24 protein-coding genes are annotated in these 25,286 nt (G+C 41.3%); 17 read left to right on the top strand and 7 right to left on the bottom strand.

Annotated features, from left to right (window positions below; all coding sequences use genetic code 11):
- Positions 1-52 precede the first annotated feature (52 nt).
- Entirely contained in the window at positions 53-1,423 is a 1,371-nt protein-coding gene (locus FTU42_RS11215) for a uracil-xanthine permease family protein (protein WP_005097996.1), read from the bottom strand.
- A 174-nt stretch (positions 1,424-1,597) separates the two neighbouring features.
- Between FTU42_RS11215 and typA the strand changes: the two genes are divergently transcribed.
- Together typA and mscL are read left to right on the top strand one after the other, a co-directional pair.
- Positions 1,598-3,436: a translational GTPase TypA gene (gene typA, locus FTU42_RS11210; protein ID WP_005097994.1), complete on the top strand. Its 1,839-nt coding sequence runs from the start codon at positions 1,598-1,600 to the stop codon at positions 3,434-3,436.
- Between the two features lie 182 nt (positions 3,437-3,618).
- The gene (gene mscL / locus FTU42_RS11205; protein WP_005097993.1) at positions 3,619-4,059 is read left to right on the top strand and encodes a large conductance mechanosensitive channel protein MscL; all 441 of its coding nucleotides are present in this window, start codon (positions 3,619-3,621) and stop codon (positions 4,057-4,059) included.
- Between the two features lie 100 nt (positions 4,060-4,159).
- On the opposite strand, the gene FTU42_RS11200 is transcribed toward mscL, so the two are convergent.
- The gene (locus FTU42_RS11200; RefSeq protein ID WP_004281718.1) at positions 4,160-4,444 is read right to left on the bottom strand and encodes a peptidylprolyl isomerase; all 285 of its coding nucleotides are present in this window, start codon (positions 4,442-4,444) and stop codon (positions 4,160-4,162) included.
- On the bottom strand, positions 4,441-5,301 hold the full coding sequence (mutM, locus tag FTU42_RS11195; protein ID WP_159516689.1) for a bifunctional DNA-formamidopyrimidine glycosylase/DNA-(apurinic or apyrimidinic site) lyase: 861 nt from the start codon (positions 5,299-5,301) through the stop codon (positions 4,441-4,443). The genes FTU42_RS11200 and mutM overlap by 4 nt, the downstream gene beginning before the upstream one ends.
- 397 nt (positions 5,302-5,698) lie before the next feature.
- Between mutM and FTU42_RS11190 the strand changes: the two genes are divergently transcribed.
- The 3 genes from FTU42_RS11190 (at position 5,699) to FTU42_RS11180 (ending at position 9,156) form a co-directional block, all read left to right on the top strand.
- Entirely contained in the window at positions 5,699-6,964 is a 1,266-nt protein-coding gene (locus FTU42_RS11190) for a carbohydrate porin (RefSeq protein ID WP_180083407.1), read from the top strand.
- A gap of 93 nt (positions 6,965-7,057) precedes the next feature.
- Positions 7,058-8,167: an NADH:flavin oxidoreductase/NADH oxidase gene (locus FTU42_RS11185; protein WP_159516691.1), complete on the top strand. Its 1,110-nt coding sequence runs from the start codon at positions 7,058-7,060 to the stop codon at positions 8,165-8,167.
- Positions 8,168-8,229: 62 nt separating this feature from the next.
- The gene (locus FTU42_RS11180) at positions 8,230-9,156 is read left to right on the top strand and encodes an AEC family transporter (protein ID WP_005097988.1); all 927 of its coding nucleotides are present in this window, start codon (positions 8,230-8,232) and stop codon (positions 9,154-9,156) included.
- 1 nt (position 9,157) lies between these two features.
- Here the strand turns inward: FTU42_RS11180 and FTU42_RS11175 are convergent, their stop codons facing one another.
- Entirely contained in the window at positions 9,158-9,400 is a 243-nt protein-coding gene (locus FTU42_RS11175) for a hypothetical protein (protein WP_100535377.1), read from the bottom strand.
- Positions 9,401-9,415: 15 nt separating this feature from the next.
- Positions 9,416-10,213, bottom strand: a complete 798-nt coding sequence (locus tag FTU42_RS11170) for a tetratricopeptide repeat protein (protein WP_005097985.1) — start codon at positions 10,211-10,213, stop codon at positions 9,416-9,418.
- A 427-nt stretch (positions 10,214-10,640) separates the two neighbouring features.
- On the opposite strand from FTU42_RS11170, the gene FTU42_RS11165 reads away from it, so the two are divergent.
- Positions 10,641-10,886: a hypothetical protein gene (locus FTU42_RS11165; RefSeq protein WP_074383483.1), complete on the top strand. Its 246-nt coding sequence runs from the start codon at positions 10,641-10,643 to the stop codon at positions 10,884-10,886.
- A gap of 52 nt (positions 10,887-10,938) precedes the next feature.
- Here FTU42_RS11165 and FTU42_RS11160 read toward each other — a convergent pair whose 3' ends face one another.
- Positions 10,939-11,664: a folate-binding protein YgfZ gene (locus FTU42_RS11160; RefSeq protein ID WP_100357960.1), complete on the bottom strand. Its 726-nt coding sequence runs from the start codon at positions 11,662-11,664 to the stop codon at positions 10,939-10,941.
- 116 nt (positions 11,665-11,780) lie between these two features.
- Positions 11,781-13,898, bottom strand: a complete 2,118-nt coding sequence (locus FTU42_RS11155; protein WP_180083406.1) for a multicopper oxidase family protein — start codon at positions 13,896-13,898, stop codon at positions 11,781-11,783.
- Positions 13,899-14,683: 785 nt separating this feature from the next.
- Here FTU42_RS11155 and acnD point away from each other — a divergent pair.
- The 11 genes from acnD to FTU42_RS11100 all read left to right on the top strand — a co-directional run bounded on the left by acnD (position 14,684) and on the right by FTU42_RS11100 (position 25,260).
- Complete coding sequence (acnD, locus tag FTU42_RS11150) at positions 14,684-17,302, top strand: Fe/S-dependent 2-methylisocitrate dehydratase AcnD (RefSeq protein WP_180083405.1); 2,619 nt, start codon at positions 14,684-14,686, stop codon at positions 17,300-17,302.
- A gap of 138 nt (positions 17,303-17,440) precedes the next feature.
- Complete coding sequence (locus FTU42_RS11145) at positions 17,441-18,994, top strand: DUF4365 domain-containing protein (protein WP_180083404.1); 1,554 nt, start codon at positions 17,441-17,443, stop codon at positions 18,992-18,994.
- Between the two features lie 215 nt (positions 18,995-19,209).
- Positions 19,210-19,353, top strand: coding sequence for a zinc ribbon-containing protein (locus tag FTU42_RS11140; protein ID WP_004645925.1), 144 nt, complete (start codon positions 19,210-19,212; stop codon positions 19,351-19,353).
- Positions 19,354-19,661: 308 nt separating this feature from the next.
- Complete coding sequence (locus FTU42_RS11135; RefSeq protein ID WP_034608928.1) at positions 19,662-20,003, top strand: hypothetical protein; 342 nt, start codon at positions 19,662-19,664, stop codon at positions 20,001-20,003.
- Positions 20,004-20,153: 150 nt separating this feature from the next.
- The gene (locus FTU42_RS11130; RefSeq protein WP_005097977.1) at positions 20,154-20,375 is read left to right on the top strand and encodes a hypothetical protein; all 222 of its coding nucleotides are present in this window, start codon (positions 20,154-20,156) and stop codon (positions 20,373-20,375) included.
- 113 nt (positions 20,376-20,488) lie between these two features.
- A complete protein-coding gene (locus FTU42_RS11125) occupies positions 20,489-20,752 on the top strand; it encodes a hypothetical protein (RefSeq protein WP_180083403.1) in 264 nt (87 codons plus the stop codon).
- Between the two features lie 532 nt (positions 20,753-21,284).
- Positions 21,285-21,533: a DUF6868 family protein gene (locus tag FTU42_RS11120; RefSeq protein ID WP_180083402.1), complete on the top strand. Its 249-nt coding sequence runs from the start codon at positions 21,285-21,287 to the stop codon at positions 21,531-21,533.
- Between the two features lie 97 nt (positions 21,534-21,630).
- Complete coding sequence (locus FTU42_RS11115; protein WP_005169559.1) at positions 21,631-22,344, top strand: SIMPL domain-containing protein; 714 nt, start codon at positions 21,631-21,633, stop codon at positions 22,342-22,344.
- An 83-nt stretch (positions 22,345-22,427) separates the two neighbouring features.
- Entirely contained in the window at positions 22,428-23,093 is a 666-nt protein-coding gene (locus tag FTU42_RS11110) for a pseudouridine synthase (RefSeq protein WP_005169561.1), read from the top strand.
- Positions 23,094-23,678: 585 nt separating this feature from the next.
- Positions 23,679-24,611, top strand: coding sequence for a DUF4041 domain-containing protein (locus FTU42_RS11105; protein WP_180083401.1), 933 nt, complete (start codon positions 23,679-23,681; stop codon positions 24,609-24,611).
- Between the two features lie 259 nt (positions 24,612-24,870).
- Positions 24,871-25,260 carry a ribonuclease E inhibitor RraB gene (locus FTU42_RS11100; RefSeq protein ID WP_005097967.1) on the top strand — a complete coding sequence of 130 codons (390 nt, stop codon included), beginning with the start codon at positions 24,871-24,873 and terminating at the stop codon, positions 25,258-25,260.
- Positions 25,261-25,286 lie beyond the last annotated feature (26 nt).

Here is a 25,286-nt window from a genome sequence, read left to right as displayed (position 1 = left end):
TATAAAGAACACTGCCTAAGTCTGACCTAGACAGTGTTCTTTGGACATGAAATTACTTCTTTGTTTCAGGAAGTACAACATTCAGAATAAGGGCAGCAATACCGCCAGTAGCAACGCCTGAGCTAAAGATATTACGGAATAACTCAGGAAGATGCTCAAGAATTTGTGGAACTTGTGCAACACCTAAACCCAGTGCCAGTGAAATCGCAATAATCAGCAGGGCACGGCGGTCCAGATGTACGCCAGACAGAATATTAATGCCGGAAGCTGCTACTGCACCAAACATCACCATCACTGCACCACCCAGTACCGCTTGCGGAACCGCCTGGATAATCCCGGCAACCGCAGGCAGCAAACCCAGAATGATCAGTAAAGCAGCAATCCAGATGCCGACATAACGGCTCGCTACACCCGTCAACTGAATCACACCGTTATTTTGTGCAAATACCGAACTTGGGAAGGTGTTAAAAATACCGGCAAGGAATGAATTGGCGCCATTGACCAGTACACCGCCTTTAATGCGCTGCATCCATTTTGGCCCATCGACTGGCTGGTTAGAAAGCTTTGAGGTCGCCGTGATATCGCCAATAGCTTCTAAAGAGGTCACCAGATAAATGAATGCCATCGGAATAAACAGGCTCCAGGAGAAGCTTAAACCGAAATGCATTGGAGTTGGAATCTGTACCAGTGGGGCATCTTTTAAGCCGGAAAAATCCAGATGGCCCATAAAGCCGGCCAGAATATAACCACAAACCAGGGCAATCAAAATGGCAGAACTTTTTACCCAGGTAATCCGGATACGGTTCAGGATAATGATCAGCGCCAAGACTGTGCAGGACATGATTAGGTTGTCTGCATTGGCAAAAGTTTTATCGCTCATGGCCTGATAACCACCGCCCATACTGATTAGACCTTCTTTAATTAAGGTTAAACCAATCAGAAGGACGACAATTCCGGTCACCAAAGGGGTAATCAGTTTTTTTATCCAAGGCAGAATCTGGGACACGCCCATTTCAATAAATGCACCTGCAATCACCACACCAAAAATTGCCGCCATGACTGACTCAACTGGCGTACCGGCAGCAACCATGGCTGAACCAATACCAATAATTGGGCCGATAAAGTTAAAGCTGGTTCCCTGAACAATCAACAGACCGGCACCAAAAGGTCCGACTTTTTTAGACTGTAAAAAAGTCGCGATACCCGAGATCACCAGGGACATGGACAAAATCATGTTGGTGTCTTCTTTGGATACCCCCAGTGCCAGACAAATTAGCAAGCCAGGGGTCACGATCGGGACAATAATTGCCAATAAATGTTGGAATGCAGCTAAAAAAGCAATAAATGGTTTTGGACGATCATCCAGACCATATACCAGGTCGAGTTGATCTTTAGGAGGAGGAGATTGATTAAAATCAGACATGTGTCAATGCAAATTAAGGCAGGGTGGCGCTATTCTAATCGAGTTACACGTCTTTACAAAATCAAAAAAAGCCCATCTCCTTAAAAAAAGTTGAGGAGTGTGGTAACAGTGACTATAAAAGTTTTGTATTTTTCTGTATAATTTGCCCTCAAATTACATACGCATTGAATTTACATGTCAGATATTAAAACTCTCCGTAACATCGCCATTATTGCGCACGTCGATCATGGTAAAACCACTCTTGTAGACAAACTTTTGCAACAATCAGGTGCTCTCGGTGATCGCGCGGGTGAGATTGAGCGTGTCATGGATTCTGGCGCTATCGAAAGTGAACGTGGTATTACCATTCTTGCAAAAAACACTGCAATTAAATGGACGGATGCACGTACCAATACTGAATATCGCATTAACATCGTGGACACCCCGGGACACGCCGACTTCGGTGGTGAAGTTGAACGTGTAATGTCGATGGTTGACTGCGTACTTCTTCTTGTCGATTCACAAGAAGGCCCGATGCCACAAACACGTTTCGTAACGCAAAAAGCGTTCGCACGTGGTTTGAAGCCAATCGTAATTATTAACAAAGTTGATAAGCCAAGCGCACGTCCAGACTGGGTGATTGACCAGGTATTCGATTTGTTCGATAACTTAGGTGGTTCTGACGAACAGTTAGACTTCCCGGTCGTTTATGCATCTGGTCTTCGTGGTGTGGCGGGTCCTTCTCCAGAAGAACTTGCTGACGACATGACACCATTGTTCCAAACAATTGTAGACATCGTTGAACCGCCAGCAGTTGACGTTGATGGTCCATTCCAAATGCAAGTGTCTTCACTTGACTATAACAGCTTCGTAGGCGTTATCGGTGTTGGTCGTATTCAACGTGGTTCAGTTAAATTGAACACGCAAGTGACTGTAATCGACAAAGAAGGCAAGACACGTAACGGTCGTATCTTAAAAATCATGGGTTATCATGGTTTAGATCGTGTGGACATCGAAGAAGCCAATGCAGGTGATATCGTTTGCGTAACAGGTATCGATGCATTGAACATTTCTGACACGATTTGTGATCCGAAAGCTGTTGAAGCGCTTCCACCGCTTTCTGTAGATGAACCTACAGTCACAATGACATTCCAGGTAAACAACTCACCGTTTGCTGGTAAAGAAGGTAAATTCGTAACTTCACGTAACATTCGTGAGCGTCTAGATCGCGAATTGATCCACAACGTCGCATTACGTGTTGAAGACACTGACAGTCCTGACCGTTTCAAAGTGTCTGGCCGTGGTGAACTTCACCTTTCAGTTTTAATTGAGAACATGCGCCGTGAAGGCTTCGAGATGGGTGTATCTCGTCCGCAAGTCATCTTGAAAGAAATTGACGGTCAAATGCAAGAACCGTACGAAAACGTGACGTTTGACGTTGAAGAACAGCACCAAGGTTCTGTAATGGAGCAAATGGGCAGCCGTAAAGGCGAGATGACCAATATGGAAGTTGACGGTAAAGGCCGTATCCGTATTGAAGCAACTGTTCCTTCACGTGGCTTGATCGGTTTCCGTTCTGAATTCATGACGATGACTTCAGGTACGGGTATCATGACATCAAGCTTCTCGCATTATGGTCCAATGAAACAAGGCCAAGTTGCGAAACGTCAAAACGGTGTGTTGATCTCTATGGTTCAAGGTACTTGCCTGGGCTATGCATTGTTCACATTACAAGACCGTGGTCGTCTATTCGCTAAGCCTCAGTTAGAAGTTTACGAAGGTATGATTATTGGTATTAACTCACGTTCTGACGACATGACTGTGAACCCGACTAAGGCAAAACAGTTAACCAACGTACGTGCATCTGGTACTGATGAAGCATTAACACTTGTTCCTGCAGTTGAATATACGCTTGAACAAGCGCTTGAATTCATTGAAGATGACGAACTAGTTGAAGTAACACCGAAGTCAATCCGTATCCGTAAGCGTTATTTGACTGAAAACGAACGTAAACGTAACCGTTCAGGTAAATAATCTGTAGATTATTGATCTAAGATTCCTAAAGCCGCAATCTTTTCAAAGGTTGCGGTTTTTTGTATTAAAATTTTAACTAGAACCATAAAACTTATAAAAAACATCACCTTATATGAAAATGAAATCACTTATAATTAATGTATAATTCATCACAAACTTTAAAATGAATTATTGGAGAAAAAATGAGTATTATTCAAGAATTTAAAGAGTTTGCTGTCAAAGGCAATGTGATGGACCTCGCGGTCGGTGTCATTATTGGTGGAGCATTTGGTAAAATTATTGATTCTTTTGTAAAAGATATCATCATGCCAATCGTTAGCTGGATTTTAGGTGGGGATGTTGACTATTCTAACTGGTTCCTGGTACTGGGTGATAATCCTAATAATGTCACTTCTTTGGCAAATGCACAGGCTGAAGGCCTGAATGTATTTGCTTATGGTAACTTCCTAACGATTCTGATTAATTTCCTGTTGTTGGCATGGGTGGTATTCTTACTGGTGAAAATGATGAATAAACTTCGTCGTAAACAGGCAGAAGAAGCACCTGCACCTGAAGCCACCCCTGAAGATATCGAATTATTGCGTGAAATTCGTGATGAATTGAAAAAACGTCCTGAAGCATAAGCGTTCTGACACAAATAAAAAACGGCGCCTCTTGTGCCGTTTTTTTAATACGCCTAAATCCCCCCTTTTGTTAAAGGGAGGTGGGGAGAGATTTATAAGATTAAAAATCCATCCGGAACTTAATTTCTACCAAATGAAAACCAAACTGGCTTTTGACCGGACCATGTAAGACCCGTTCAGCAGCCGTAAACACCAGCTTATCAATGACAGGCACCAGTTGGCCTTTTTTTACTTCGCCCAGTTCTCCGCCACGCTTGGCAGAATTACAGGTTGAATATTGTTTGGCGATTTTATTAAAGTCAGCGCCACTCAAAATCTTCTTTTTAAGCTGCTCGGCAGTTTCTTTATCTTTAACCAGAATATGACGCACAATGGCTGTTTTCATGACTTTTCCCCTCGTACAGTTGCCAGTTTTTTGACAGGGAGTTGCATCTTTTTCAAAGGCTGACATTCTGGACAGAACACAGAAGCACGTTGTCCCAGTTTAATATTTTCAAGCGTGGTCTCACAGTTCACGCACATTTCCCCGGCACGACCATAGGCCAGCAGCGTTTGCTGAAAATAGCCATTTTCCCCCATGGCGTTGGTGTAATCCCGTAATGTCGACCCGCCTAAATCAATGGCCTGTTTTAATATGCGCTTGATTTCCAGCACTAATTTTTCGATCTGTGCCAAGCTTAAAGTCGAGGCGGGTTGTGCTGGATGAATGCCCATATTGAACAGACTTTCGGTTGCATAAATATTGCCGACACCTACCACCACATGGTTATCCATAATCGCAACTTTGGTGCCAACATTTTTATTTTTCAATTTTTCAAATAAATACTGAGAATTAAAATTTTCACTCAGGGGTTCTGGTCCCAGCGTATCAATCAGTTTGCTTTGTGACTGCGCATCCAGCCATAAAATACAGCCAAAACGACGCGGATCATGATAACGCAATTCAATATCATCAAACTGAATAATCAGATGATCATGTTTGCGTAATTCTTCAGTTGTTTCACACAAACGAAAGCTGCCAGACATGCCTAAATGCCAGAGCATGGTGTCGTGCTCAAACTCAGCCAGAATATATTTGGAACGGCGCGACAGGTTGAGTAATTTCTGCCCGACCAGCTTTTGTATATTTTCGGGAATGGGCCAGCGCAAACTTGACTGACGGATTTCAACCCGTTTTACACGTTGTTCTAACAAGGGTAATAAACTGGTTTTGGTGGTTTCTACTTCTGGTAATTCAGGCATAACACATCAGAGGCGAGGGAGATGCAGCTAATATTGGGCGAATTTACGGAGATTACAAGTCTTAATGGGGATGCAACCATTAGAAAATGACTGGGGATTTTATGTTTATTGGAGGTGTAAGAGCTTAAAGAATAAGCTGTTTTTTTGCATGTTTAGACCAAAAATTAAAGAAATAAAAGGAATGAAAAAAACAAATAAATCCTAAGTTTTTGAAAAACATATAAATAATTTAACTATTTTGAAATAAAATTATATTTTTTGTATTAAGGCATAACTAAAAGTTTAATCAATAATAAAAAAATAATAAGAATTTATAGGAAAAGTTATGTAAATTCATGCACCTAATAGCAATTTTAAAAACCTTGCTTGTTTTTCTCTCCGAATGTTTAGGTTTTACATGAAATATTTAGGTTTCGCTTTATTGCCATTAATGGCTGCCATGACAACCGCGCAGGCAGAATCTGCATTTGATCCGCAAGGTCAATATTTACTGGGGGACTGGAATAGTCAACGTACAGAACTGGCTCAGCAAGGAATTAAATTTGAAGCCAATCTGCTAACTGATACAGCCTATCTTGCGGATGGTGGCCGGAATGCAGGCGCAGATCCATTAACTTCTGCCCAGTTATGGTTGGGAACTCAACTGGACCTGGAAAAACTGGCAGGATGGAACGGTGTCACGGTACGTGCTGCAATGAGTGCGCGCCAAGGCCAAAGTACGTCTATCCGTGATTTGCAAGATCCATCAGCGCCACAGATGGCCAATGCACAAGGTACGTTTGGGCGTGGCAATCAGGATAGCCGTCTGAGTGAACTTTCGATTGAAAAGAATTATAAAGAGCAAGGACTGAGTATTAAGGCTGGCCGTTTGGGTCTGGGCATGGACTTTAATGTGATGGCCTGTGACTTTGCCAGTACAGCATTTTGTGCTGCGCAGATGGGTAAATGGCAAGGCAATATCTGGATGAACACGCCAGTATCACAATGGGGTGCGCGTATAAAGCAGCAGCTAAACCCTGAACTTGCAGTACAAGTCGGTGTTTATGAGTTTAATCCGGACAATGGCAATGGTGCTAAAGAAGGTCAAGGCTGGAGTTTGGATACTAAGCATGCCGATGGCGTGACCATTCCAGCAGAAATTGTATGGACACCCAAATCACTCATCAATAACTTGCCGGGTAGCTACCGTGTGGGTGGGATGTACAATACTGCGGATGATCCAATCAATCAAAAAGATATTGTCACTGGCCAAGCTGAAGATCGTACCTTTGCAGGCTGGTTGGCCATCGAACAGCAATTAACTTCAACAGGTCAGGGGCGTCAGGGCCTGCATTCATTTGCCAATTTCACCTGGCATGACCGTGTAACCAATAAAGTCGATCATTCACAACAGCTTGGGGTGAAATATATTGGCCTGCTCGACAGTCAACCGAATGATATTTTGGGTCTGGCAGTTAACCGTGTGCACGTGAATAATCGCTTTGCAGATTCGCGTCCAGCATTCAATGCCGATGCAGAATACAATATCGAACTTAACTATAGCTATAATGCAACAAAGTGGCTGATGCTACGTCCAAACCTGCAATATGTAGTCAATCCAGGGGCAACCAACAACGTAGATAATGCACTGCTACTTGGTTTAACCAGCCGCATCATCTTCTAAAAAGTGATCGTTCACGTTATAACTAAACAGGCTTTTTAAAGCCTGTTTTTTATTGCCCGATCATACTTCACATGAATAAAGAGGGATTGCCACGTGACATTATTATTTCAACCGCTAAAGTTTGGTTCATTATCACTCAGCAATAAAATTATTATTGCACCCATGTGTCAATATTCAGCCACAGATGAGGGTGAAATCACGTATTGGCATGAGCAGCAATGGGCGAATTATGCGCTCTCTGGCGCCGGACTCTGTATTGTCGAGGCGACTGCTGTACAACCAGAAGGTCGTATCAGTTATGCAGACCTGGGATTGTGGAATGATCAGCAAGCTGCCCAGATCAAAGCATTATTGGCCAAAGTTAAATCTATATCGCCAATGCCATTTGCTATCCAGCTTGCACATGCCGGACGTAAAGCCTCTACAGATAAACCATGGGCAGGTAGAGGCCAGTTTAAACCGGATGAGGCACATGGCTGGCAAACTGTTTCTGCCAGTGATCTTCCTTTTCAGGCAGACGAACATCCTCCTAAAGCGCTGAATCAGGCAGAGATTGATCAGGTCATTGCAGACTTTGCAGAAAGTGCCAAACGCGCAGTTGATGCAGGCTTTGACCTGATTGAACTACATGCAGCACATGGTTATCTGTTACATCAGTTTATGTCGCCACTTTCCAATAAGCGTGAGGATAAATATGGTGGTTCACTGGAAAACCGGATTCGCCTGACGCTGGAAGTATTGCAAGCGATGAAGGCAGCAGTTCCGGAAGATTATCCAATCGGAGTGCGTATTTCAGCGAGTGACTGGATGGAGCATGAGGATAGCTGGAATATTGATTCTTCGGTTGAACTCTCTAAAGCCCTCGAAGCGGTGGGCGCAGCTTATATTCATATTTCCAGTGCCGGTTTACATGTCAAACAGAACATTGATGTGAAACCGAACTATCAAGTACCTTTTGCAGATATCATCAAAAAAGCCGTCAATATTCCGGTAATTGCTGTAGGTTTAATTACCGAAGCAGAACAGGCAGAACATATTCTGCAAAAAGGGCAGGCCGATGCCATCGCTATTGCACGCGCGATTCTCTACGATCCACATTGGCCTTGGCATGCAGCTGCGGCACTTGAAGAAAAACTAAAGATTTCACCCCAATATCTTCGCAGTGCCCCGCATGGTCTAAACCATCTGTTTGAGCCTTTTTAACAATCTTTTCTAAGCAGGAAGGTCGTATAATAGTCACTCATTGCAAATGAGGACGCTGCATTATGATTTTTGCGGTCATTGTGCCCATTTTTTTATTGTTGGCACTGGGTTATCTGACTGTAAAAAGTCAAGTGTTAGACAAAGAGCAAGTGGGTACAGTCGGTGCTTTTGTCATTAAAGTGGCGTTGCCTCTGCTGTTTTTCCAGTCTCTCGCCTCTAAAGACCTGCATGAAATCTGGTATTTTGAATACTTTGCGGTGTATAGCAGCGTAACTTTACTGCTCTATGGTAGCGGTTTCTGGATGATGCGCCGTTATTTTCAGAATACGCATTCGCAGAGTGCAGTATTGTCGCTGGGCGCCGCGATGTCGAATACCGGACTGATTGGTACGGCCGTGCTTAGTCTGTTAATCGGGCAGCAGGCCATGACTTATACTTCTCTGGTGGTCATCATTGAAAGTATGTTGCTGATTCCTTTGGTACTGGTCATGGCTGCGCTGGGAACACAGCATCAGGCAAATCTTGGCTCTATTTTTAAAAGTGTGGTGCTGACTTTAGTAACAAACCCCTTATTTATGGGGGTCGTACTGGGTATGGCCTGTGCGATTTTCCAGATTAAAATTCCGCTCTATATCGATCAGGTTTTTGCCTTGATCGGGCAGACAGCATCGCCATTGGCCTTGTTTGCAATTGGTGGCGGTATTGTGGGAATGAGCCTGAAATACGTTAATCTGCAAAGTTTCTATCTGGTGTTTTCTAACAACATTATGATGCCGCTGCTGATGTATCTTGGCCTCAGTCAATTGACCAGTTTAAGTCAGGAAATGGTTCATGCGGGTACTTTGATTGCTGCCTTACCGATGCCAACAATCTTCGGTATGTTGGGACAGGCCTATGGTTTAAATGATCGAGCCTTAACACCACTGCTGATGAGCACCATCGCTGGTTTTATCGTGACCAGCGGCCTAATTGCCTTGTGGTGGGGATAGCTCATTCCAGGATTGATTCTCTCCTTATAAAAAGCCCCATATTGGCATTTTCTTTTTTAAATTCATGATTATATTTTACAGGTAGAAAAGTCAGCCGCAACTGTTTGAGGAATGCGGTGTATTGCACCGCAAGATTAAAAATGATTGTTTTTGCGACAAATTTACCAGTGGATGCTGGCTGACGAGTTTTGCGATGAGAGTATGGCTCCGCAAGATGCCTTTCTTGCGAAGCTCCGCTTCTCATTGGGGCGAAACCAAATTAACTCTTTTTGGCAGGTATTTTTTTCTGCTCCGCCATCATTTTGTCTACTGCTGCCAAAGACTCTTTAGCCTGCGGAATATTTTGCTGTGCCAATGCAGCAAAGATTTTTTTCGCTTCAGGCAAGTTTTGCTGCACGATACTGCCATTGGCAAACATATTGCCGACTGCCATCAGGGCAGGGATATAGCCTTTTTTAGCCAGATCCTGAATACTGCTTAAACCTTGCTGAATCGGTTTTTCATCTTTGTTTTTAAAACCAGAGCTGATGTCATATAAGGCTTTGGCGTGAATCGCTTGCATATTACCTTTTGTGATTAATGGTTGCAGCTTTTGTAGTCCGATTTTATTTGAGGCAGGGGTATTTTCAGCAAATAACAGCACAGCCAGATCTACACTGGCATCATCAAAGTTGGCTGCTGAGGCACGTTCCAGATACTGTTTGGCTTTGCTTAAATCCTGCTTTAGTCCTAATGTACCCGCCGCATAATTTTTGCCCAGTACATAATTGGCCACAGGGTAACCTTTGCTGGCTGCCTGTTCATAAAGCTGGATGGCTTTTTTCTCGTCTTTGGCAGTGCCCTGGCCGGTCTGGGTTAAATAGCCTAAGTTATATATGGCTTGGGCATTTCCCTGACTAGCCAATTGATTTAAAGCGTCATAGGCGCCTTTGAAATTATTGGCTTTCACCATGGCTTCAATTTTTACAAACTGGGGGTCAGCCTGATCTTTTACAGTATTTGCCAGAGTGAATTGCGCAGAAACTGCAAGAACAGTAGCGAGTATTAACTTTTTCATGGTTCCTATAACCTTATTATTGCTGGCACCTAAGTCCTTGGTGCGGTTTTAATCATTTTCACTTACATCATAAAAGGATTTTGTGCTTTGTAAATATACAATTTGTCATTAGAGTTCTTTCATAAATCATTTTTTAATTATTATAAATGAAATTCTATCTTCTTGTCGGAGACTTGCGCAGCATGCTCCTCCTCCCGAAGGGAGAAGGAGCGTTCAACCTCTATTTAAATATGAATAAAATTATCATTTCTTGAGTTATGAAAGGGATTTAATCAAAATAAATCATCAAAGCAGGATATACCGATTTAACCAGATCACTGATCTGGATAACTTTCCTATCAATCATTCAGATATTGAAAGGATTACTTTGCTTAAAGGAACTTCTCTGGTTAAATCTCGGTTTAAATCAGCCTCCCAGGATTGAGCCATGTTTGTCAAAACGATTAAACGCCACTATGACAGAATTAACGTAGATGACACGATTGCGGATGAAGACAAGATTGACGCACTGCTGATGAAGCTCGGTGCAGAATTTTTGATTAGTCAGGAAGACCGGGTCTACACCTTTCAAAAAGGTGAATTAACCACAAAATTTGATGCCAAACATGCTCGTGCTTATCACTTCAAAGATTATGTGGTGAAAGATATGAATAAGCTGTTTCATGGTTTCTAAAACAAAAAAAGCCAAGAGTTAACTCTTGGCTTTTTTAGGGCCTAAACCGGAATTATTGCGGACGTGCTACATCACCGCTCAAAGCTTCAGGAAGTTTCAGAACCTCTAGACCCAACTCGGCCAATGCGTCAGGTTTGGCTACGACCAAGGCTTTATAGCCATCCTTCAGACTGATGCTATTCACGACTTCAACATTGTTGTTGAGCTGAGTGCCGACTACAGGTGCTTCACCCGTCGCTTGAATCAGATGCAGCCAATGTTTTGGCTTGGCTTTAAACCATAAGCGTGCAATGACTTCCTGACCTAAGTAACAACCTTTGTCATAGTGAATGCTTTCACGTTGATGTAAGCGCAATTCCTGTGGTTGAAACAGGGTCGCAGTGGCCGCCTGAATCCAGGCCTGACCTGATTCAATGGCTTGCTGCTCCCAGGTCGCCACATCGGTTTCAGTCGCAACAAAGTCAGTATGAATATCATTGATCACAGGATAAACCGCACCGACCAGTTCCAGTTTCATTTTTGAAAAGGCACCAAATTTTTTAATATGATTCGCCAGTTCAGTGGCCTGATCGTCAGTACTTACAATTTCAAAGCTTTCCGGACTGAGCTTTTTAAGCCATAAGCCAAATTGAATACGGCCTTTCAAGCTACAGATCGCGGTATAACGTGTCTGGTTTTCAGCCAATGTTTCAGTATTCAAAGTCACCTGACCTTGAAGGAATTTTTGTGCATCAACACCATTCAGACTAAACAATGTAAAAGCAGGAGACGTTGCCATGATAAGCCCCAGTTTGAATACTATAAATCAATGCAGTTATTGTGCAGCAAGCATCAAATAGAGGCAAACAAAAAAGCCGACAATCTAAATCATCGGCTTTTATGGAATGATAATATTTAGTGGTGATGGCTAGCCGGCAATGGCGAATCACAAGGGAATTTACCGCCACAAATCCGAACATATTCCATCATGCCCTGATCTTCATGATCGAGAATATGACAATGCTGTACAAAATCACCTTCAAATTTCTTGTAATGGCTGCGGACAATTACCTGATACCCCTGTTTAACAAAGATTGTATCTTTAAACTGTCCTTTTAAGCCGCGGTATTGAATATCTTCCAGATTAGGATTTGGATCTACTGCCAGCGGAATATCGCTGACATCCTTACCCGTTGGATCCAGCACTTTTACAATCTGGAAGGGGTTCACATGGATATGATAAGGATGATTCAGGTTATTACTGCTAAGAATCCATTCATCAATTTGCCCAAATTCCAGTTTCCGTACATATGCACCTTCTACTGCATCCGCGCCGGTAAAGAGGTCACCAAAACTATAGATTCCCTCAATATCACTGTAACGGTAGCCAAACTTACCATTTGGACCAAAGCTGGCATCGAAGGTTGAGCGTTGTGGTGGACGGTTTTTTAAGCGATTTTCAATTTCAGTGGTCATCAGCGATGGATGGTCGATAAAGGCAGAAAGCTTTAACTGTGAGAGCTGGGTCTGAATTTCTTTGTTTAAGCCAATTTTCTGTGCCTGAGCTTGTAAAAACTGGGCTGGCGTTTGCGCTTTTAATTTACTCGCTTTGACATTCACCCATCCCAGTAGTTGGGCATTTAACGTATTACCCGGAGCGAGTTGAGGGGTAATTTGTCCGGATGTAGGGATGGCATTGATTTCATCATCAATGTTCAAGTTGGTGTCAAAAATACAGTATCTATTCGTGCTTGGGAAGGCGACCATCGCATCGTGACGGTAACCGGGTTGAAATATCGAGATTCTACGTGTCTGCACATGATCCATGGTTAAACCATCCTGAGCAATGGTATAGACCGGCAAGCTGGTGAGCTGATCAAAATCTGCTTTTTTGTCTTCTTCCTGAAATTCAGAACAAGCTTTAATGGTTTGTTCAGCGGTAAATTTTTGTGATTTTGGCAGTTCCTTAATAATAAGACCAAGGGTGTCGCGAACACCACCATGAATCATACGCCAGCGCTTAAACTGGTTTTGCTCAACTTGAATCTCGCCATGTACTTTGCCATTAATCGAGGTGTAATAATGATTTGCTCCCCATGAATTAAAGGCATTCAGGCCTTGATAATCTTCCAGCGTACCGACTTCACCAGCATCACAATTATTGAGATTGGTCGTGCCTGCCGGGTGAGTGCATCGATACTGAATTTGCTGAAACAGGAGGATATTTTCATTAGAATAGCTGTTCTTGCCTTTATCTTTCCACAGAATATCCATGTCTCCCGTCGATGTGATTTTGCCATTCCTGACTTGAGGAATACGGCTGCCTTCTACGATTAATGGGCCAGCCATGCCGCTAGAGACCTGAATAGCCGTTGAACCATGTAGATGAGCGTGATACCAGTAAGTACCCGCAGGATGATTCGGTTCCATTTTGAATTGATAGTCAAACTTTTCCTGTGGTTTGAACTTCAGGAAAACATTGTCACTATTGCCTTGCGGGCTGACCCAGAGGCCATGAGTGTGCAGATTGGTGGTATTAAAACAATGCGGGTCATTCGCATCGAGAATATGTTCTGGGCAGGTTGCTGTGGACTCCGTGGGCAGTTGGTTATTCAAATGCACAGAAAAGGTTTCTCCCTGTTTGACCCGAATCTGTGGCCCAACCAGCCGGTCTTCGACATATTCACCTGCTTTTTTCTTATTAAATAAACTGGGCTTGGTCACATAGCCACGGAGCACCAGTTGATCCCATGTTCCTTTTCTGGGGTTATACAACTTATCCATTTTATACGCGATGATCAGTTCGTATTTGCCTTTGGCATTTTTCTGTAGCAATGGCGGATTACTGATCAGAGAATCCGGTGCTGTTGGAGCAGGTGGTGGCTGAGTCGGGTTGTTTGGGTTACTTGGATTTGACGGATTATTTGGATTTGAAGGGTTATAAGGATTAGGAGGGTTTTTAGCTCCATTCCAGTTTGATGCCAGTACGGCTATGACCGCTGCTATGACACCGATAATCGCAAGCTGTAACATCGTAATCACCTTTATCTACTTTTGTGATGAGTATTGTTGTTGTGAAGTAATTACTGTTTAGATTTACTTAATTGAGAGAAAAACTGTTATCACCAAATTAGGGGGAGGCAGATAAACGGTATGTCTAAAGTATTTTTTCTTTGGTGTTGAATGTGCTAATTTTTATGTAAATCTTTAATTATTCGATAATATTTATACATATTAAAATAGTTGTAAAATTTGTAAGAAAGTCTTACGAAAATTATGGAATTGAATCAGGACACAGCTTTTAAATGGTTCTATCGCTGAAATACGATGATTTTCGGAATTATTGTATAAGGATGTTTTGAAGATATGCTTAATATCCAGTTTTTATCAACAAGCCGCTTGCATATAAAGACCTAAATGTAAGAGAAGAGACTTATTTGGCTTTTAATAGTTGGCTTTTAATCGGTTATAGGGTCTATTCGCTGCTTAAAATACAGCTCATAAAAGTTGCATGAATATGAAATAAAGCCTGTTTATTGCGCCTATATGTTGATTATTTTTTATGCTGTTGTGAGTGTCTCATACTAAAGAATGAGATGAATTTTCTACGATTTTTCAAAAAAATAGAAGTTTAGAGCCAAAATTCTAAAGGCCAGATAACAAATTTATTAAAATAGACCGATTTCTATAATTAAACTATTGAAAATTATAAGATTTGGGAAATGGACTTTCGGCAGCGTACAATGCCTTTATTAAAAAACAAGTCATCAATAAATTTTGATGTGCAAAAAAGAGTAATAAACGAGGGCAGGCAAGCTATGAACAACAACTACCGTAAACCGCTGCAATCCACCCAGCTGGAATATTATGACGTGCGTCAGGCCGTAGAAGATATTCAGCCAGGCGCATATGCCAAACTTCCTTATACCTCCAAAGTGCTTGCTGAGCAGCTGGTTCGTCGTTGTGATCCTGCCATTTTAGAACAGTCTTTGCGCCAGCTGATTGAGCGTAAACAGGAACATGATTTTCCATGGTATCCGGCACGTGTGGTCTGTCACGATATCTTGGGACAAACAGCTTTGGTCGATCTTGCCGGCTTACGTGATGCAATTGCAGAACAGGGCGGTGACCCGGCTAAAGTCAATCCAGTGGTACCGACCCAGCTGATTGTCGATCATTCACTGGCGGTTGAGTTTGGTGGTTTTGATCCGGATGCTTTTGAGAAAAACCGCGCGATTGAAGACCGTCGTAATGAAGACCGTTTTCATTTTATTGAATGGACCAAAACCGCGTTTGAAAATGTCGATGTGATTCCTGCCGGTAATGGCATCATGCACCAGATCAACCTGGAGAAAATGTCTCCGGTGATTCAAAACCGTGACGGTCTGGCATTCCCGGACACCTGTGTCGGTACAGATTCGCATACGCCTCATACAGATGCATTGGGCGTGATCTCGATTGGTGTTGGCGGCTTGGAAGCGGAAAATGTGATGCTGGGCCGTGCATCTTGGATGCGTCTGCCAGATATTATTGGGGTGGAGTTTGTTGGTCAGCGTCAGCCGGGCATTACCGCAACCGATATTGTGCTCGCACTGACAGAATTCCTGCGTAAAGAACGTGTGGTCGGGGCATACTTAGAATTCTTCGGTGAAGGTGCCGACAGCATGTCAGTGGGTGATCGTGCCACGATTTCCAACATGACTCCGGAATACGGTGCAACCGCTGCGATGTTCTATATCGATCAGAACACCATTGATTATCTGACTTTGACCGGTCGTGAAGCAGAGCAAGTCAAACTGGTTGAAACTTATGCCAAAGAGATTGGTCTGTGGGCATCGGATATGACTCAGGCAGAATATCCACGTGTATTGCGTTTTGATCTTTCAACAGTAACCCGTAACATTGCTGGCCCATCCAATCCACATGCTCGTGTCTCGACATCTGACTTAAAAGAAAAAGGCATTGCAGGTAATCTAGAAGCTGCACGTGCGCAAGAGGCTGAAGGTTTAATGCCGGATGGCGCGGTGATTATCGCGGCGATTACCTCATGTACCAATACCTCAAACCCGCGAAATACCGTGGCGGCAGGTTTGCTGGCACGTAAAGCCAATGAACTCGGTTTAGTCCGTAAGCCTTGGGTGAAATCTTCTTTTGCACCGGGTTCTAAAGCAGCAGCGTTGTATTTGGAAGAAGCTGGCGTTTTAAAAGATTTAGAAAAACTGGGCTTTGGTATCGTGGCTTATGCATGTACTACCTGTAACGGCATGTCGGGCGCACTAGATCCAAAAATTCAGCAAGAAATTATTGACCGTGACCTGTATGCCACAGCGGTATTGTCGGGCAACCGTAATTTCGATGGCCGTATCCATCCTTATGCGAAGCAGGCTTTTCTGGCATCTCCACCACTGGTGGTGGCGTATGCGATTGCCGGTACGATTCGTTTTGATATCGAAACGGATTCACTTGGTACAGATAAAGAGGGCAACCCGATTTATCTAAAAGATATCTGGCCATCGGATGAAGAAATTGATGCACTGGTGAAAGAAGCAGTGAAGCCGGAACAGTTCCGTCAAATCTATATTCCGATGTTTGATTTGGGTGTGAATGAAAAGGCAGCAAGCCCGCTATATGACTGGCGTCCGCAAAGTACTTATATCCGCCGTCCGCCGTATTGGGAAGGTGCACTCGCTGCACCGCGTACCTTAGCCAATATGCGTCCACTGGCGATCTTGGGTGATAACATCACCACCGATCATTTGTCACCATCCAATGCGATTGTGCTCGACAGTGCTTCAGGCGAATACCTGAAAAAAATGGGCGTGCCTGAGGAAGACTTTAACTCTTATGCAACGCATCGTGGTGATCACCTGACCACGCAACGTGCAACTTTTGCCAACCCGAAACTGTTTAATGAAATGGTGGTGCGTTCTGATGGCAGCATCAAGCAGGGTTCAAAAGCACGTGTTGAGCCTGAAGGTGAAGTGATGCGGATGTGGGAAGCGATTGAAACTTACATGAACCGTAAACAGCCGTTGATCATTATTGCCGGTAAGGATTATGGTCAGGGTTCGAGTCGTGACTGGGCAGCGAAAGGTGTACGTCTGGCTGGTGTGGAAGCGATTGTAGCGGAAGGTTTTGAGCGTATTCACCGTACCAATTTGGTCGGGATGGGCGTGTTGCCGCTTGAGTTTAAGCCGGGTACAGATCGTAAGACTTTAGGTCTTGATGGTACAGAGTTGTATAGCGTGATTGGTAATATCGCGCCACGTTCGACGTTGACTTTGGTGGTTGAGCGTTCAACCGATGATGGTAAGAACCAGATTATTGAAGTACCTGTGACTTGTCGTCTGGATACTGAAGAAGAAGTACATGTGTATGAAGCGGGTGGGGTATTGCAGCGCTTTGCACAGGATTTCTTGGAGGGGAATGTGGCTTAAGGTAGTTCTTTAAATCCTCCCCTTATAGAATATCTTCCTCACCCTTTCAAAGGCGGGCTAGGGGAGATTAAAGTCATTGAAATTGTTGTAAAAAGCCCCTACTGTTAAGTGGGGTCTTATTATTTATATCGGGGATATATGCGAGATTTAGGACAACTAGGGGAAAGTACTTTTTCAATGTGGTGTGCTCAAGTTGGCTTGGTTGCAAACCCTTCTATGATTGATAAAACTGGTTGGGATTTCTATTTACAATTTCCTATATCTAATAATTTGTCTCCCCAACAACTGCATAAATCTGCATTTGAATGTAAGGTTCAAGTAAAGGCAACAGATAAAAAAGATAGAAAACTTGCAATTACAATTTCTAACTTAAGACAAATGGCTACTTCTACAATGCCAACTTTTTATTGCTTTTTAGAGTTCGATGGACAAAGCCAAGTCCAGAAAGCATTTTTATTATATTTAAACTATGAAATTATTTATTCAATTCTTAAACGGGTTCATGAAATTGAACAAAGTGATAAAGATAATAATTTAAATAAAAGAACAATGACCTTACATTACGATGAAAAAATGGAAATAGAAAAATTAAATGGTCATAGTTTGAAAGCAGATTTATTAAAATATGTAGGAGACGATTATTCAAAATATATAAGAGAAAAATCCAAGTTTTTAGAGAATTGTGGTTTTGAAGAGGGTTATGGAAAAATACAATTTTCTGTTAATGGTGAAGCTGGAATTAGAAACATTATTGATGTTTCTTTGGGATTGGAGGAGGAGTTAGATGTTGAAAATCTAATTAGTATTGAAGAGCGGTTTGGAATTCCTTCAAAAAAATTAGAATTTAAATTATCTAATGCAAAATTACGTATAGGAATGTCTACTCCTAAAAAAGGAAAAGTCAGATTTAAAGAAGATCTTCTATCATCAGGATTGATGTTTGATATTGAGTTTTATACACCTCCATTTAATTTTCATGATTTTCGAAAATATGCAAAATTTAGGATAGTTGGAGATTTTTTTGATATAGCCTGTGAACCATATGTAGGTAAAGCTCATTATACTTTTTCTTTGGGTGATGACCAAAAGCTGAAACTTGGAAAGCTTAAAGATGCTGTTTCATTAATTTGTTTATTAAGTAGGGATAAACAGATAGCTATATTTGAGTTGGAGTTAGAAGGTTTTGAGTTGTTATCATTTACTTTAACCAGTAATTATATTAAACGAGAGTTAACTATTTTTAATGAATTGTTAGAGAAGGCTAGTCAAATTTGTGAATATACTAATGTTTCTGAGGAAGTAAAAGTATCTTTAAAAGACTTATATTATTTTAGAAAAGAAATTGAACAGTTTTATACATTAATAACAAAGTCTGATTTATTAGATATCAAATTGGAAATAGATATGGAACATAAATTGGAATTCTCCAAAGTTGCACATATTTCAGTTGTTATATGTCATTTGGGGACGCATATTATAGGTATGATTTTTACGGTGATAGGCGATTTTAATGAAATTTTAAAGAAAAATAGATTTTCAGTAAAGAATGCTAAAATTGTAGTAGAAAGAGTTTTTTCATTTTCTCCCAAAAATCTTGAAATTATAAAAGAAGCTATTTCAAAGGAAATACACAACAGGATTCAAAAATATGATGGGGAATATGATGTTTTCTATAATTGGGAATTACATTAAGTTTCTATTGAGAATGTAGACGATCATAGTTAAATCATCCATTCGATTAACTACAATCTGAAAATTGGACATCTAACACCTTGTAAGACGTTTAGATTTTCTATGGAAATCATTTATTGCCCAAATGCCATCATCATTTACAAAAATGGACAATAGACATTCATCACCAGAGGGTTATACTAGACGGACCATTTCTAAAACCATGGAGAACAAAGATGGTTACTGCTGGCGAAAAACCCGGAACAGGCTTCTATTTTTGTGTTCAATGCGGACACCGCACCTACTTAGAAATTGGTACTGATCGTTTACCACCGTGTACCAAATGCCAGGGCAATCAATTTAACAATAAGAATGCCTAAGCAAAACAACTCAAACAGTTACCCTCTGTTTTGAATTAAAGCCCTATTACTCGATAGGGCTTTTTGCTGTGGTATCCAAATCTCATACATAGAAATAAAAGATTATTATGAGAAAACAGTTTTATGTCGGGGGAGGAATCTTGGTTTAAAGCAAAAAATTATAATAAATTCAAAAAATTATTTGAACTATTAGTATAAAAGGTATAGGTTGTCTGCTTTAAAAATTAGCTAACCACTTAAAATTAAGGTTAGATATTTCCGGGGGGGAAACAATGAAAAAATTTACAGCTTTAGTAATAGGAAGTGTGATGTTATTTACTTCAGGCTGTGCGACGATGTTTAATGGTTCAACACAAACTGTGAATATCCGTAGTAACGATGAACTGGCTAAGCTATATGTCAATGAAGAATATATGGGTCAGCGTAATACTGTCTATACCTTCAAAAAGAAAGAAAACTATGTGATTAAGGCAGAGAAGCAAGGCTGTCAAACCAACACCGTTATTCCACAGAAAACATTTGATCCAACAACTTTATTAGGTATTTTCCTGGATTGGGGACTTATTTCTATTCTGGTTGTAGATGGCGCTGCTACTGGCGCATGGCAAAAATTTAGCCAGACAAGCTATGTCGTTGATCCTAATTGCTAATTAATTCAATTAGATTGAAAAAAATATCCCATCATTGAGTGGGATATTTTTTTGTAAATTTACATCTTTTTTGAACCTTGATTTTGATTGAAAATTAACCAAATCATCTCCATATAAAAGCCTAGATTCACCGTATTTAAGGCTGCCGAATTGCAACATTATCTTGATCTTAATCACGACTCAGGTGTTGCCAATTACGAGATTGGTAACGAATTTATTCGCGTGCAATTTAAGAAAACCTCGAAAGTTTATACCTACAGTTATAGCAGTGCCGGTGATCAGCATGTGGAAAACATGAAACAGCTCGCCCGATATGGCGATGGCCTGAACGCCTATATCAACCAACATACCCGTCAGCTTTTTGTACACTAAAACTGGTCTGCTTCTTGCTTCAATCAAAGTCCTAGAAGGCAAATATTTAATAACAGCGAAATATCTGCCTTGAAATCGTGCATGTGCACATATTGGAAAGAGGGCAAACACATATGGAAATCAGAGAGTACGCACCAGAATCAGGAAAATTAAGCAAGAAAGCCCACTTTTATTCCGCATGGCCATTAATTCTGATCCTGTTTGGGGGCGCAATTGGCTTGCTCTACGGCGTGATGGCATATTTACTGAATCTGAAAATCTATAGCTCTGAACTGACGAGACTCAATAAAGTTCTGGCCAATCTGCTGTGCGGGATGTCGGCGATCAGTATCTGGTGGTTTAGCGCACAATGGATTCAGGCTGCTTTATTTCAATAAATAGTCATCATGTCTTGAAGATAAATTGCAATAAAGGCCATTTTTATAGAATAAAAAAGCGTAAAAAATGAAGAATAGAATTTATTTCCCTAAATTTGGTTTAATAATGAAATAAATTTTCAAAAAATCTAAAAATTAAAAAAACATAGGAAATTAATCCCGTCCATCTTTGCCTAATATAGCTCTCAAGGGTGTGATGGGATCGGAAAGAGTAGCATGCTGTGAGCGGCGCAAAACGCGAGTGCAGTACGAACCCAAAAGGTCTCGATCCGGCTTAGGACGCTATAGACCACAAGTTTATAGGCTATAAGATCAAGTCTTACAAAGATTGATAGTTGAAGTAAACCATTAGATGTTTTCCCAACACCCTAAAAAATTCTCCAGCAATGCAAATATGATAAATCATTAAAATAACAATAAATCAAAAGCTTAAACCAAGATTCAATTCAAGCATGATACAAATCAGCCCTTCATTTTCCCAGATCAAATCTGTTATTTTTAAAGCATCAGTTGCGCCCAGTGGAGAATTGTGATGAATCTCGATATTTGGTGTCGTTTTCTGCTATTTTCCTTGATCATCAATTATGCCATTCTCATCCTCTGGTTCACGGTTTTTGTATTTGCCCGAAACTGGATGAAACAATTGCATGGAAAATGGTTCCGGCTATCTGAAGCCAGCTTCGATGTGATTCATTATTCAGGTATGGCGTTGTATAAAATTGGGATTTTGCTGTTTAACTTGGTGCCTTTAATTGCAATCTATTTAATCAAGCAAAGTTAAGCGCTATGCTGAACTGAATATTTCAATGACAGAAAAATAGCTTCGGATCAGTAGGGTATATAAAAACTAAAACAGGATTTTAAAGGAGTTGAAACAGATGAATCAATTTAAACCGGCACTGATCTTGGGTGTCCTGATTGCTTTGGGGATGATAATTTCAGGATGGATTCTGGGCAATAGCGCCTTAAAAATCAAACAGTATGAACGTATTGTGTCGGTCAAAGGTTTGTCGGAACGCGAAGTCAAAGCTGATGTAGCAGTCTGGCCGATCCGTTTTAACGCAGGCAGTCAGGATCTGGCCCAGTTGTACGATACCATGCAAAACAATACCCAGGAAATTCAGACCTTTCTAAAAAATGAAGGTTTTAGTGCCGAAGAGATCACCAGTGCTTCACCGAGTATTACCGATAAATACGCCCAGCAATACGGCGGTGATGCCAATGTCGCACTGCGCTATACTGCCAGTCAGACCATTACCGTCTATACCCACAACATCGATGCAGTACGCAAGGCACAAAGCCGTCTGGTGGCTTTGGGTAGAAAAGGCATTGCCTTTGCTGGAGATGATTCCGGACAAAGAACCGAATATTTATTTACCAAGCTGAATGACATTAAGCCGGCGATGATTGAACAAGCTACTGAAAATGCCCGCAGTGTGGCAGAAAAATTTGCCGCAGATTCAAAAAGCAGTCTGGGAAAAATCAAGTCCGCCAATCAGGGTATGTTTAGTATTGAAGATCGCGACAGCAATACCCCCTATTTGAAGAAAGTCCGTGTAGTTTCGACGGTGGATTATTATCTGGCAGATTAATTTATCTGGCTATGCGCGGTGATTGACAGGTTAAATACAGCTTGTTATTTTGCGCGCATTGTTCCAGATGCTGTATTCCTAAAATGCCCATCAACCCCGACTTTGTCTATTGCCCACCGCAAGAACCGTTGCATATTGTTTATGAAGATGATGATCTGGTGGTGATTGAAAAGCCGGCCGGATTATTGTCGGTTCCCGGGCGTTTAGCTGAACATCATGACAGTGCTTATTTGCGGGTTCTGGACCAGTATCCGCAGGCTAAAATCACCCATCGTCTGGATATGGCCACTTCAGGTATTTTGATGTTTGCCAAACACCGTGATGCAGAAGTGGCGGTGAGTAAAATGTTTCAGGCACGTACCGTGCATAAAAATTATGTCGCACTGGTACAAGGCAAACTTGAAGGTCAGGGCAGCGTCGAAGTGCCTTTGATGACCGACTGGGAAAACCGTCCGCGTCAGATGGTGCATTATGAACTGGGCAAAACTGCCAAAACCTTATATCAGGCAATAGAATATTTGCCCCAGCAAGACATTAGTCGGGTTTTACTCACGCCCATCACAGGCCGTTCTCATCAGTTGCGAGTACATATGCTGTATCTGGGTCATCCCATTACTGGCGATAAAATCTATCATCCAGAACCACAGCGCAGTCCTTTAAATCGTATGGCTTTGCATGCCAATTATCTGGCTTTTAGCCAGCCGCTGAGTGGTGTTCCGGTTGAGATTGAAGTCGTAGTTCCGTTTTGATGTGGATTATAAAAACGATGGTATCCGGTCAAATTAGTTCTATTTTTACAGTCATTCAAAATGGTATTTGCCATTTAAAATCGGCTACCTGAATTAAAAATTGTGAGAATTTATTTCAGTCAATGCTCTGAAAATTAATGGTTTTTCATGTTTTTTATTTGAAATCTAATACTTATGCATTGCCCAATCTTCTGTCGATGTAGAACATACCGGTGAATGCTGGCTGCATATCTTGATGATGAGTTTAGGAATTTTTATTGTCTTTATCTGCTTTTATAAGTTTGATATCTTTATTTCTATTGGTTTTTTTAATTTTACTGTCATTAATTTTAAACTTTTAAATTATATCCTTTGATATAAAAAATACCGTTAGCTGTTTCAGGATCGTTTTGATTTAAGCTGCAAATCAATTCATGATGTATGACTTGCACATAAAAAATTATAGAAAAATAAAATGAATGAACGACTTAGTGGCGATTAATGGCTTTGATTATCTGGTCAAAGTGATGCAAAATTAACCAGTACTTTATAATAAATTTTTAATTTGATGTTTTAGGGCAATGCCCGGGGTTAAAGGACAGAACAATGCTCAGTATGGCTTTTTTCGTTCTCGCGAGTATTTTATTATGTGCCTTGCTCTGGAGCTTGAAGATCCAGACTTCATTACGCAGCAATATCCAGTTTTTACAGGAAAATCTGGATCATTCACGCAGCAGACTGGCAGATTATGACGCTCAAGTCGATGAACTGAATTATGACGTGACCCAACTGCGGGTACAGCATGGCAGTTTAACGACTGAGCTGAATAAATATAAAAAATATCAGGATATCTGTGATATCGAACAATATATTATCAACCGGACTTTGCAGGCCGAAAATTTTGTTGAAGTGACCAAACTGGATGCTTCGATCATGATTGATGATCTCAAGGCTTATATTGAAAGCGTGAAAGACTATCTCGCCCAGTTTCAAGCGAAAGCCTTAGTCGAAGTTGAACAGCAGGCCAGAAAAAGTTTAGCGGGTTATTATCAACAGGCCAAGCAACAGCAGCACTTAGAGGACGTAGTGAATGCCCTGGAACATAAAATCCAGGCCAAGCATTACGGTTTATGTCTGCCAGTACCGCAACTTTTACAACAGCTGATCGCAGGATATAGTGAAACGGATGCGGCTCGGCATCTGCTCGATGTACGTGAAAAAATTCAGCAGGCCATAGCAACACAGCAGATCGCCAGTTGTAATTATATCGATGACAGCCGCCGTAGAAGTATCATTGAAATCTTTAGTTTGGCCTTTAATAGCAAGGCAGATTTATATCTTGCTCAATTAAACAGAGAAAATTTGGGACAGATGTTGCAAGCCTTAAGGGATGATTATGTCCTGCTGAATTATACCGGACAGCAACTGAGTCAGGCCACGATTCAGTCATCCTATCTGGATTTACGTTTAGAGGAATTAAAGTTTGCTGCGCTGGTTGTGCACATGAAGCAAGAAGGCCGGCATCCAGAGACCGTATAGTTTTGATAGGCATCAAGCGCACTAAGTCTTGATGGTAGCTGATAACGAATAGGGTTTTAGCGAAAGATCGATATTCCCGGACGTGATAGGCTGTAAATATTTAAGAAATACCCATTTGACAGATAATTTTTATATTTATAAAAATCATATGTTTATTTATGGTTAAAAGATAATATTTTTTGTCCGGATCTCGATAATTGTCTAAAAATCAGCTAATCTTAGATGCAGAATAAAACAGCATCATAATAAGGATACTTCTATGTCACGTGATTACAATCAATTCCCTGACGATGAAAATGGCAATGTACTGTGGCAAATGCATCAGGATGGCGACGACCTGCAAGAAGCACATGAAATCGAATTTTCGCTGGTGTTTAGTGATGAAGAGCAGGCAGATCGTTGTGCCTTGTATCTCTTAAAGGAAGAACAAAAAATCAGCCTGTTTCAGGATGAAGAAAGCGCGACCCTGGAATGGATTATCACGATTTATGTCTATATGGAACCAACCTACGAGGATATTGTGGATCTGGAACAGTGGTTCAGCAAAATCGCTGCAGAATTTCAGGGTGAATATGATGGTTGGGGCTGCATGGCCTATGTCTATGATGATGAGCTGGATGAAGAAGAAAGCAGTCTACGTAATAGCTGATTGTGCCTGTATTTAAATAAAAAAAA

The sequence above is a fragment of the Acinetobacter sp. YH12102 genome (genome assembly GCF_013419125.1).
Lineage (GTDB): Bacteria > Pseudomonadota > Gammaproteobacteria > Pseudomonadales > Moraxellaceae > Acinetobacter > Acinetobacter pseudolwoffii.
Note: the sequence above shows the minus strand (reverse complement) of the source record. Positions and strands in the feature narration are given on the sequence as shown.